The organism is Longilinea arvoryzae, assembly GCF_001050235.1.
In the GTDB taxonomy this organism is placed as follows: Bacteria; Chloroflexota; Anaerolineae; order Anaerolineales; family Anaerolineaceae; genus Longilinea; species Longilinea arvoryzae.
The window spans coordinates 975,935-987,522 of record NZ_DF967972.1; the positions used below are offsets into that span (position 1 = coordinate 975,935).

Genomic DNA, 11,588 nt, shown 5'->3' on the forward strand with positions numbered 1-11,588 from the left:
CAACAATATCCGAATTATGATTCGATAACGGAGGTAATGATATGGCCAAGGATCCCGCCTTAACCAAATTTCAGGACATCGCATGTTGTCCGGATCTTGACACCGCGCCGATCTGCGACGTGCTCGATTTCCGGCGACATCTGGTTTTTCCCACTCCGATTCGCACCGATCAGGGACAGATGGTTCAGGTCGAGGTCATTTTCCATACCCGTTTTACCCGCTGCCCCGGCCCGATGGCGTTGGGAGAAATCGCGTATTCGACCACCTTGCTGCCGGGTGAAAAAGTACGCCTGGCCAGCAGCGACCGGCGCAGCCGCTTCAGCTTTGACAGCGAGTCCAAGTTGAGCTATCGCAGCGAGCAAATATCGGAAGAGCAGTATCGCATGCGCGCGTTGCGGGCGTTCATGTCGGATCAGAATGTCGAAGACAGCGGATCGGATAAATATTCCGAACAGGGCAAGTGGGATTTCCACGGTGATGCCAGCGGATCCCTGGGCTTCCTTTCGGCCAGCGCCGAGACGAACGCCAAAGGCAGTCATAGCGCATCCTCGGCCCGCGATTATTTGCACCAGCACCGCGCCCATGCCGAAATGTCGGATAACCAGTCCATCGAGGCAACGCGCATGGCGCATTCCGTTTCGATCGGCGAAGTCTCTTCACGCACCCACAGCCAGGGAGAATCGGAGGATCACTTCGAATCCGCTTCGCGTGAGTTCAGCAACCCCAACCATTGCCACGCGATCACCTTTCTGTTTTACCGTATCAATAAGACCGAAACGATTAAATTCGAATTGGTCAGCATCGAACGTCGCGTGCTTGACCCGGTTGCGCCGCTGCCCGCGCCGTCCAATCCATTCCGTGGGGTCGGGCAAATTGCTACATTGCCTCAGGAAGTGCCTGCGACTTCGACCCGGCGCCTGGAACTGCAACAGGCCGCCATCAACAGCGACACCCAGCTCCGCGCCGTGGCTGTAGCGCCTTCTACGCCCGAGGTCAGCCTTTCGCGGGCGGCCAGCTTTAGCCCGCTGATGACCGCCGTCGCGGTTGCGCCCATCGCCATCCAATTGCCGATTGCGGATGATTTGCGGGCCAAAGCCCTGGCCGAAGTGGATGCCAAACTGGTGCGCCAACGCCTGATCGATAAACCGGGCGGCGAAGTCTCGAAGGAGATCAAAACCGAAATCGATTATGAACGCCAGACCTCCATTCCCACGGCAGGCGTAATCGTGAAAAGCTGCCTGGACGATTGCAACATTTGCGAGCAGGAGGTTCAAACGCGCGAACAGTTGGAACTCACTCAACTGGATTTGCAGAACAAGCTGCTTGCCAGGCAAATCGAACTGTTGGATAAATCCCAGGAGTATCGCTGCTGCCCGCCTGAGGAAGAGGGCGCGGGCTAAACATTCGGGATTTTCGGATCAGGCGGCAGTGGTTCTCGCCACTGCCGTTTCTTGTGAAGCCGATTCGTATCCGCTTTTAGGGCGGTGGCTTTCAGAAGGTGATCGATAGGACATCGTAAAGACGATTTCGAAGACCCTTGGACGACCGGAAGGGCCGGTCAGCACCTGAAGGATTTCAGCATACTTGCCTGTAATCCGTAAGAATTGCATTTTGTCACTTTTCTTTTTATGGAAATTCCACTAGACTTTAGTTGTCAGTCATCTGACAATTGCGCGTATCCGGTTATTGGAGAGACATTCTCCTTTCCGCCTTCCTCCCCAAAATTAAGAATCAATATCAGAATTTGCCCGTGAGTTCGCTATCCGCTCGAACGTATTTGAAAGGACATCGTTTTTTTATGGTAGATCGTGTGGGTATGAAGCGAGTTCTTAACAAGATCGTCGAGGCTCTCCTACCCCTTTTGGCCGTGCCGGTGGCTTTCCTGATCGGCGCCATCCTGCTGTTGGTGCTGGTTGGGCTGGGCCTCAATGAAATATTGCGCATGGTGATGATGATCGCCATTGCAATGCAGTTTTCGAATTACCTGATGCGCGGGCTGATGATCGACCCGAAGGAAATCGAACTGGGCACGCGGATCGCGCCCTATTCGCATCATTCTTTCCTGGATTTTAAAGTGATTCACACCCAATGCGGTAAAATTATAAGTGATTTCAACGTCAAGACGCCCAACCTGGATACACCCGTAAAGAACCTCTCAGGCGGCAATATCCAGAAATTGATCCTGGGGCGCGAATTGACTCGCCGGCTGCAGGTTTTGATCGCTTCGCAGCCCACCCGGGGCGTGGATATCGGGGCTTCGGAATACATCCACCAACGTTTGCTGGCGGAGCGCCTGCAGGGGACGGCGACCCTGCTGATTTCGGAAGATCTGGACGAAATTCGCGCCCTGTCGGATCGGATCGCGGTCATGTACGAAGGCCGCATCATCGGGATTATCGATAACAAGGATGCCAGCCCCGAAAAATTGGGGCTTATGATGGCAGGAGTGGAGTCTGCTTAACAAAACAAACCAATGATGGTCGGCCAGGGAAATCCCCTGCCGGCGTCGGGCTGCGTTGTCCGTCGAAAAGCGCCACCACCAGATTTATTGGGAGATAGCGAACATGAAACTCTGGTCGAATTATGTCATGGCTGCCACAATCGACGAAGCAGTTCAGGCGCTGGTGGCTGCCGGCGGCGCAGCCAGACCCGTGGCAGGCGGCACCGATCTGCTGCTTGAATTGCAGCAGGGGCGTCACGAGCCGGTGGAAACGTTGGTGGATGTCTCCGCCATTCCGGATTTACAGCGCCTGGAAGTGCGGGATGGAGAATTGTTCATCGGGGCAGGCGTACCCGTGTCGCACATCGTGCGGCATGCGCTGGTGCGGCAGCACGCCCCGGGTGTGGCGGAGGCCTGCGGGTTGATCGGCGGACCGCAGGTGCGCAACACAGCCACACTGGGCGGAAACGTGGCCCATGCGCTGCCGGCTGCGGACGGGATGATTTCACTGGTGGCCATCGGCGCCCAGGCCGAGGCGGCCGGGGCAGGTGGGGTGCGCCGTTTGCCGATTCTGGAGCTGTTCCGCGGGCTGGGTAAATCCATCCTGACCGAAAACAACGAAATTTTGACCGGTTTCTACCTGCCGCTGCGCAAGCCGGGGCAGGCTTCGGCGTTCTCACGCATCATGCGCCCTCAGGGCGTGGCTCTGCCCATCCTCAATATGGCCATCTGGCTGCAGCGCAGCGGCGACCGCATCGAACAGGTGCGCATCGCGGTCGGGCCGGCCGGTCCGACCCCGCAGCGCGCCTGTGAAGTGGAGGCGTTTCTGGCCGGTAAGGCTTATTCGCCGGAGACGACAAACGCAGCCGTCGATTTGATCCGCGCGACGATGAAATTCCGCACCAGCCCGCGCCGGGCCACGGCCGAATACCGCACCCACCTGGTGGGCGTGCTGCTCGTAGAGGTATTGGAAAAAGCCTGGCTGCGCTCCGGGATGCTGGAGGTGCTGTGATGACCGGAAAAATGATCGAGTTTGTGATCAACGGTAAACCGGCAGCGTTGGAGCCGGTCGAAGGTGAAATGCTGGCCGACCTGCTGCGCAACCGTTTGAACCTGACCGGCGTGAAGGTGGGTTGCAACGAGGACGAGTGCGGCGCCTGCACGGTGGTCATTGACGGCGAGGCGGTGCTTTCGTGCAACTATCCGGCGCTCAAGGCCAACGGCAAGACGATCACGACTGTCGAAGGGCTGGCCGGCGCCGTTTCCGGGCGCAAGCTGCATCCCCTGCAGGAGGCCTTTATCCAGTACGGCGCCGTGCAATGCGGCTTCTGCATCCCCGGCCAGTTGATGACCGCGTATGCCCTGTTGCAGCACAACCCCGACCCGAGCGAAGAGGATATCCGTTCCGCGTTGAAGGATACCCTGTGCCGCTGCGGCGGTTACACGCTCATCATCGGCGCCATTCAGGCGGCGGCGAAATCGCTGCGCACCGGCGAGCCGGTGGAGGCGCCGCAGGTGCCGCTTTCGACCCGAGCGCGCAATGTGATCGGCCGGATCGTCCCGCGCCCGGATGCGTTGGACAAGGTGACCGGCCGGGCGATCTACACCGACGACGTGAAATTCGAGGGCATGCTGGAGGCGCGCGTCAAACGCGCCATGCTGCCCAGCGCCATCGTCAAACGCCTGGATGTTTCCAGGGCGCGAGCCCTGCCGGGCGTGGCCGCGGTGCTGACGGCCGAGGATATCCCGGGTGAACACAACCACGGGGCGGTCATCCCGGATTGGCCCAGCCTGGTGGGCGTGCGCGAGCGGATTCGTTACGTCGGCGACGCTGTGGCGATCGTCGCGGCCGAAACCCGCGCCATCGCATCCGATGCGCTCGAGCTGATCGAGGTGGAATATGAGCCCCTGCCCGTTGTGAGCAGCGCGGTGCAGGCGCGCCGCGAGGACGCGCCCAGGATCCATCCGGATGGCAATTTGCTCAAACACATCCAGGTCCGCAAGGGGGATGTGGAAACCGGTTTCGCGGCGGCGGATGTCGTTCTGGAAGAGACCTTCAATACGCCGCAGATGGACCACGTCTTCCTCGAACCCGAGTGCAGCGTGGCGCGTCCGCTGCCGGACGGCAGCCTGGAAATTTATGTCGGTTCGCAGATTCCATACGCCGACCAGACCGAGGTCGCCCTCGCGCTGGGCTGGCCCAAAGAGCGGGTGCGCGTGATTGGGCAGACGGTGGGCGGCGCGTTTGGCGGCAAGGAGGACATCGCCGGGCAGATTCACGCGGCGCTGCTGGCCAATGCCACCGGCCGGCCGGTCAAGTTGCTCTACGACCGCCATGAGAGCCTGATCTCGCATCCCAAACGGCACGCCACCCAAATTCGCGTCCGGCTGGGCGCGAAGAAGGACGGCCGGTTGACGGCCGTGGAGACCGAACTGTACGGCGACACCGGGGCATATGCTTCGCTGGGCGAGTACGTCATGACCCGCGCCACCACGCATTCCTCCGGGCCGTACGAGGCGCCGAATGTGCGCGCCGATTGCTACGCCATGTATACCAACAACCCGCCGGCCGGCGCTTTCCGCGGTTTTGGCGTGACCCAGTCGGCTTTTGCCATCGAATCGGCGATGGATATGCTGGCCGGGAAGCTGAATATCGATCCGGTGGCACTGCGGCGCATGAATGCGCTGCATGCCGGCAGCATCACCAACACCGGGCAGGTGCTGCGCGACAGCGTGGGTCTGGTGGAGTGCATCGATAAGGTCAGCGCCGAGATGAAGCGCCAGGGCGGCAATGATCCGTTCAGCGCCAAAACCGACCCGCTGCGGCCGTACAGCCGGCGCGCCTGGGGCTTTGCGGTGGCGTTCAAAAACACCGGGTTGGGCGGCGGCGCGTTGGATAAATCCAGCGCCGAAGCCGAACTGCGCCAGGACGGCATCATCGAGGTGCGCACCTCGGCGGCCGAATTGGGCCAGGGGCTGCCCACCGTACTCGGGCTGATCGCCGCCGAAGAGCTGGACCAGCCCCCCGAGGGCATTCATGTGCTGCTTTCGGATACCCGCCTGACGCCGGACGGCGGCCCGACCACCGCTTCGCGTCAGACCTTTGTCAGCGGCAACGCCGTGCGCCTGGCGGCAAAAGCGCTGCGCGAGTTGATCGTCAGCGAGTTGTGCGAGGATTACGACGTCGACCCGGCGACGATCCGTTTTTCGAAAGGCTGCGTGATTGTGAACGGTGACTGCCTGACGCTGCAGCGCGCGGCTGAAATCCTGAACCAGCGCCGCCAGAGCACCGTGGCAAGCTACGAATATATCGCGCCCGAGACCAAGCCCCTGGGCGAGCCCGGCGATATCCACGTCGCTTTTATCTACGCGGCTCAGGCCGCCGAGGTGGAGGTGGACACGCGCACCGGTGAGGTGCAGGTGCTGCGCGTCATCACCGCCAACGACGTGGGCACGGTCATCAACCCGTTGGGGCTGAAGGGACAGCTCGAGGGCGGGGTGATCATGGGCATCGGGCACGCGCTGACCGAGAACTTCATCGTCAACGAGGGCCAGGTGGTTACCGACCGGCTGGCCTCCTACCGCATGCCGTCGATCCACTTCACGCCCGAAATCACCAGCTTCGTGGTCGAAGATCCGACCCGCGAAGGACCTTACGGCGCCAAAGGCGTGGGGGAGATCGTCCTCATCCCAACCATCCCGGCCATCACCAACGCGGTGTGCAACGCGGTGAGGGTCAGGGCGCATTCCATCCCGCTGGACCAGGAGATGATTTTGAAGGAACTGGAAAAGCGCGGAGAAGCGGCAGTGTAATCCAAAAGAAGTGAAAATCGGGCGGACACACAGGTCCGCCCGATTTTTTTGAATCATCCGATCCTCGCGGTTTGACCGTTGGTTGACCGGGGAGCACAAAGAGGTCGACACACAGGTCGACCGCTACGATTCGAAATCGGTAGGGGCGGACCTGTGTATCGGCCCGATTTTTTGAATCATCCGATCCTCGCCGTTCGACGGCTGATAGCCCGGAGAGGATGGAGAATCGATTGGATTGTCATGCGCAAAAAGTGATAGATTCGTGATCTTCATCCCGGATTCGGAAAAACATATTGAAGAATGCCAGATCGAGTCATATAATCCCATTTAACCGCTTACGTAAGCGGTTAAATCAACCTTTCCCCCAAAGATCAAACATGACAAGCATCCGTGATGTCGCAAAACTGGCAGGCGTTTCAACCGCAACCGTATCCCACATTCTCAACGGGACGCGGTTCGTCACCGATGAGACCCGCAAGAAGGTCATGGACGCCATCGACGAACTGGACTATTACCCCTCGAAGGTTGCCCAGGGATTGGCCCGCAACAAGAGCCAGACGATCGGGATCGTCTTTTCGGATATCGCCAACCCGCACTTCACGCAGATCTTCAAGGGGATCGAGAAATTCTTCTCCGACCAGGGCTACGACCTGATCCTGGCCAACACGTCCGAGAACCCGCGGACGCAGGAGACCGTTTTGGCCTCCATGCTGGCTCGCGGCGTGGATGGGCTGATCATGGCGCCTTCGGCGCAGCCTTCCGAACGCCTGCGCAACCTGAAAGAGCGCGGCCTGCCGATCGTCCTGGTGGACCGCGGCGATTCGGAGATCGACCTGCCGCTGGTCGGCGTGAACAACCCGCTGGCGGCCTATCAGGCGGCCTGCCATCTCATTGGCGACGGCCACAATCGGATTGGCCTGATCCTGGGTCTCAAGAACATCAGCACAACCGGCGAGCGTCTGGCGGGTTTTTCTCAGGCGTATGCTGAAAACAACATTCCGCGCGACCCGGACCTGGTGTACTGGGGCGATTCGAGCCTGGAATCGGGCTATCAGGGCGCCATGGCTTTACTTCGATCCAAATCCCACCCCACCGCGATTTTCTGCACGAATAACTTGATGACCATGGGCGCGTTACACGCGATTCGCGAATGTGGATTGGATTGTCCGCACGACATCGGCGTTGTGGGCTTCGATGATCATTTCTGGGCGGACATCTTCACGCCGCCGCTGACTGTGGTCGCTCAACCAACATTCGAGATCGGGCGGGTGGCTTCGGAACTGCTGCACGGTTATATCGTGGACGGCATTCCGGCCGGAACGCCTCCGCGCATCAATTTGGACGCCAACTTGATCGTGCGTGGCTCCTGTTCGTTGAATTGTTACCAGCAATATATCACCCGGAGATAAGGACCTTTGTCCCAAGTTTTGGATGGCTTAAAAATAAGAAATCCTGTTATAATGTAATTACAGGATTATATTATTACAAAGCAATCGTCCGCCTGACTCTCTTTTTTCCCCCCTGCTTTCAACTCACGTTCGGAAAATCTAAAAGAAAGGGAATGCGCTTTTTATGACCGTAGAGAAGTCGAATGTAACCCAAACGCAACCCAAGGTAGGCACTTTACAGGCCTTTGCGAAAGCCAACCAAGGGAACTGGTATCGGTATCTGCCTTTCCTGATCCTGGTGGTCGTGTTCGCGGTGGTGAGCATTACCGTGCCGTATTTCCTGACGCCCACCAACCTGGTCAGCGTGCTCGTGCAAACCTCATCGCTGGCGTTACTGGCAATTGGACAGGCTGTTGTGCTGATCCTGGGCGGGATCGATCTTTCCATGCCGGGAACCATGGCTTTGGGTGCCATCTTTGGGGCGATGTTCATGCGTGACGGCGGTTCGCCCTTCATCGCCGGTTTGATCATGATCGCTGTACCCTGCGCGCTGGGTGCGATCAACGGCCTGGCGGTGAGTTATTTCAACATGATCCCCTTTGTTGTCACGCTGGCGATGCAGGCCATCACCTATGGCGCTGCCATCCTGGTGACCAACCAGATCAGCATTTCGAACCTGCCCAAGACCTTCACCGGAACCATTCTGGCGAAAGTCGCCGGCGTTCCCATGCCGATCCTCATCGTGATTGTGGTCACGATCATCATCCAGTTATTCCTGACCCGCAGCGTCTACGGTCGCTGGTTGTACGCCGCCGGCACCAACATTCGCACGGCCCTGGTTTCGGGCGTCCCGACCAAGAAAGTCGTTCTCTTCGCTTACGCGTTCGCGGGCCTGATGGCCGGCCTGGCCGCCATCATTCTCACCTCGCGGTTGGCTTCTGCCAGCGCGCAGATGGGCAAGGATGCCATCGTGATGGATATCATCGCCTCGGCGGCGGTGGGCGGCGTGAGCACGATGGGTGGGGTTGGCACGGCCCTGAACGCAGTGGTAGGCGCGATCATCATCACGCTCATCAGCAATGTGATGAACATGGCAAATGTCTCATATTATTTGACCCTCGTGATCAAGGGCGCAATCATCGTGGCAGTTGTCGCAATCGACGCAATTCGCAGGCGGTAGGAGATCGAGATGGCTGAACCCTATTTGAGGATGGAAAATATTCGCAAGTCTTTCCCTGGCGTGCAGGCGTTGAAAGGAATTACCTTCGATGCAAACCAGGGTGAGATTCTGGCGTTGATCGGAGCAAACGGCGCCGGCAAGTCGACCCTGATGAACGTGCTGGGTGGGAATGTCATTCCGGATGAAGGCAAAATCGTGATCGGCGGGTGTGAGGTAAAGATCAACTCGCCGTTGGACGCGGCCAAAAACGGCGTGGCGTTTGTCCACCAGGAAATGGCCATGCTGCCCACCATGTCGATCGTCGACACCATGTTCATTTCCACGTTCCCGACCAACACCAGTGTGATCGACTATAAAACGGCCAATGAGCGCTGCGGGGCTGTGCTCAAGCGCCTGGGCTGCAACTTCGATCCCGGCACCAAGATTCGCAACATCAGCCCGGGCAGCCAGCAAATGGTCGAGATTGGGCGCGCCCTGTTGAGCGACCCGAAGATCATCATCTTCGATGAGCCCACCTCATCCCTGACCTCGCGTGAAAAAGAACACCTGTTTGAAATCATCAATTCGCTCAAGCAGGACGGCGCGGTCATCATCTACATTTCCCACATGTTGGACGAAGTTTTTCAACTGTGCGACCGGGCCATGGTGCTGCGCAACGGTGAAACCGTGGGCGGCGGCATGATCAAAGACCTGACTTACGATGACATCGTCAAATTGATGATCGGCTCGAAGCAAATCGATTCGTACTTCGAATACAAGCAGCGCCCGGTGGGCGATCCGGTGCTCACGGTCAAGAAGATGTGCCGCAAGGGTGTTCTGGATAATATCAGCTTTACGCTGTGCAAGGGTGAGGTCGTCGGATTGTGGGGCCTGTTAGGCTCCGGACGAACCGAAGTCGCTCGCGCATTGGCCGGGTTGGATTCGATCGACAGCGGCGAAATCCAGGTTTGCACCAATGGCCATTTGCACCCGGTAAAGCAATCTGAAATGAAGAACTCGGTTGGCATGGTGACCGAAAACCGGCGCGAGGAAGGCCTGCTGCTGCCGATGTCGGTCAAGCACAACATGTCGCTGGCCAACCTGTGGAAATTGACGCGCGGCTTTCTGCCATTCATCCAATCCAAGCTGGAGCAGGAACAGACGCAAAAGTACGTCGACCGCCTGGAAATCAAGGTCGCCAACCACAACCAACGGGTTGAAACGTTGAGCGGCGGTAACCAGCAAAAAGTGATTATTGGACGCTGGCTGCAGAAGAATCCATTGATTTACATCATGGATGAACCCACACGCGGCCTCGATGTTGGCGCGAAAGCCGATATTCGCAAGATTATTGCGGAATTGGCCGAAAGCGGAGCTGCCATCCTGGTGATTTCATCCGAGATCGACGAGATGATGAGCGTCAGCGATCGTTACCTGGTGATGAACCGCGGCCGAATTGTCGCCGAATTGAGTCGAGATGCGACAAAAGAGAAATTGATGGCAGCGGCTGCTGGCGCGCAGTAGGAGATATACGCATGAAATCGAATAAGCCTAACACTTCACGCTTTTCCCTGAAAGATTTCCTGTTCACTTATGGGTTCCTGATCGTTCTCCTGTTCGTGATCATCTACTTCTCCGTCGCGGCGCCGAATTTCTTCTCGCTCACCTCGGCCATTTCCGTGCTGCACATGGCCGCGCCGCTGTTCGTGATTGCCTCCGGCCTGGCGTTCGTGATCATGACGGCCAACATCGATATTTCGGTCGGCTCGATTGCCTTCCTCTCCAGCGCGATCGGCGCGTTGATGTTAGCCAAGCTGCACATCCCCATCTGGCTGGCGTTCGTGGTCATCGTGGCGATGGCTGTGCTGATGGGCATGCTGAATGGCTTGATCGTGGTGGGTCTCAGGGTCAACCCGATGATCGGCACCCTGGGCACGCAGATGGCTTTCCGCGGCATCGGTCTGCAGTTGACGAACTCAATGGTGGTTGGCTTACCCGACAGCCTCCGCATGGTTGGCAACACGAAGGTCGGGCCTATCTATCTGGATATCTTGATCAGCCTGCTGATCCTGGGTGTGATGTGGCTGGTCCATACCCGCACGAAATTTGGCCGCCAGGTGATGGCCATCGGCAACAGCCCGGCCGTGTCTGAGAAACTGGGCGTCAAGGTCAAGCCGGTTACCTTCTGGGCCTTTGTCGTGTCGGGTTTGATGGCCGGATTGGGCGCCATTTTGATGACGCTGCAGATCGGCGCGGTCACCCCCACCAGCGGCAGTGGCTATGAATTTACCGCCATCGCCATGCTGGTCATCGGCGGCGTCAGCCTGTTCGGCGGCGAAGGTTCGATCCTGCCGGGTATTCTCATCGGTGGCATCACCCTTTCACTGATCGAGACGGGTCTGAACTACGTCGGGGCTTCGGTTTACGTCTATCCGTTCGTCCGCGGCGGCATCATCTTTGCGGCCATGTTCGCAGATGCATTGAAGACGCGCGTCAAACCCCGCGTGAAGATGATGGATGATACCCAACCCAAATTACCGACGCCGGATCCCGTGCGGGGGTAAGGGATTATAAATTTACAGTTACCTCATTGACGAAAGGAGGTGACTCAAGAGACAGACAGAATGGTACCTTGAGCCTTTCGAGTACGGATGAATGGTAAGCGTAATTCACCAAAACCCAATTCGCAGTATTACAAAACCTTTTGGAGGAAGTAAGTAATGAAAAAGCTCTTTGTGTTCGTCTCGCTCTTAGTGGTGCTGAGCATGCTGGCCGCCTGCGCGCCTGC

Annotated in this window: 8 protein-coding genes; all 8 read left to right on the forward strand. The window is 58.2% G+C overall.

The features are described 5' to 3' along the window. The first annotated feature begins 41 nt into the window (after positions 1-41). Positions 42-1,400, forward strand: coding sequence for a hypothetical protein (locus tag LARV_RS04425; RefSeq protein ID WP_075072488.1), 1,359 nt, complete (start codon positions 42-44; stop codon positions 1,398-1,400). Between the two features lie 416 nt (positions 1,401-1,816). Next, positions 1,817-2,461: an ATP-binding cassette domain-containing protein gene (locus LARV_RS04430; protein WP_152031688.1), complete on the forward strand. Its 645-nt coding sequence runs from the start codon at positions 1,817-1,819 to the stop codon at positions 2,459-2,461. 103 nt (positions 2,462-2,564) lie between these two features. Beyond that, a complete protein-coding gene (locus tag LARV_RS04435; RefSeq protein ID WP_075072490.1) occupies positions 2,565-3,452 on the forward strand; it encodes an FAD binding domain-containing protein in 888 nt (295 codons plus the stop codon). Further along, the gene (locus LARV_RS04440; RefSeq protein ID WP_075072491.1) at positions 3,452-6,253 is read left to right on the forward strand and encodes a molybdopterin-dependent oxidoreductase; all 2,802 of its coding nucleotides are present in this window, start codon (positions 3,452-3,454) and stop codon (positions 6,251-6,253) included. The genes LARV_RS04435 and LARV_RS04440 overlap by 1 nt, the downstream gene beginning before the upstream one ends. A gap of 377 nt (positions 6,254-6,630) precedes the next feature. After that, entirely contained in the window at positions 6,631-7,662 is a 1,032-nt protein-coding gene (locus LARV_RS04445) for a substrate-binding domain-containing protein (protein ID WP_075072492.1), read from the forward strand. 163 nt (positions 7,663-7,825) lie between these two features. Further along, positions 7,826-8,821, forward strand: coding sequence for an ABC transporter permease (locus tag LARV_RS04450; protein ID WP_075072493.1), 996 nt, complete (start codon positions 7,826-7,828; stop codon positions 8,819-8,821). A 9-nt stretch (positions 8,822-8,830) separates the two neighbouring features. Beyond that, positions 8,831-10,324, forward strand: coding sequence for a sugar ABC transporter ATP-binding protein (locus LARV_RS04455; protein ID WP_075072494.1), 1,494 nt, complete (start codon positions 8,831-8,833; stop codon positions 10,322-10,324). 11 nt (positions 10,325-10,335) lie between these two features. Continuing rightward, the gene (locus LARV_RS04460; protein WP_075072495.1) at positions 10,336-11,364 is read left to right on the forward strand and encodes an ABC transporter permease; all 1,029 of its coding nucleotides are present in this window, start codon (positions 10,336-10,338) and stop codon (positions 11,362-11,364) included. Positions 11,365-11,588 lie beyond the last annotated feature (224 nt).

Excerpts from the sequence above, each read along its gene's own strand:
- LARV_RS04425 (WP_075072488.1), top strand. The coding sequence starts at position 42 with ATGGCCAAGGATCCCGCCTTAACCAAATTTCAGGACATCGCATGTTGT.
- LARV_RS04430 (WP_152031688.1), top strand. The coding sequence starts at position 1,817 with ATGAAGCGAGTTCTTAACAAGATCGTCGAGGCTCTCCTACCCCTTTTG.
- LARV_RS04435 (WP_075072490.1), top strand. The coding sequence starts at position 2,565 with ATGAAACTCTGGTCGAATTATGTCATGGCTGCCACAATCGACGAAGCA.
- LARV_RS04440 (WP_075072491.1), top strand. The coding sequence starts at position 3,452 with ATGACCGGAAAAATGATCGAGTTTGTGATCAACGGTAAACCGGCAGCG.
- LARV_RS04445 (WP_075072492.1), top strand. The coding sequence starts at position 6,631 with ATGACAAGCATCCGTGATGTCGCAAAACTGGCAGGCGTTTCAACCGCA.
- LARV_RS04450 (WP_075072493.1), top strand. The coding sequence starts at position 7,826 with ATGACCGTAGAGAAGTCGAATGTAACCCAAACGCAACCCAAGGTAGGC.
- LARV_RS04455 (WP_075072494.1), top strand. The coding sequence starts at position 8,831 with ATGGCTGAACCCTATTTGAGGATGGAAAATATTCGCAAGTCTTTCCCT.
- LARV_RS04460 (WP_075072495.1), top strand. The coding sequence starts at position 10,336 with ATGAAATCGAATAAGCCTAACACTTCACGCTTTTCCCTGAAAGATTTC.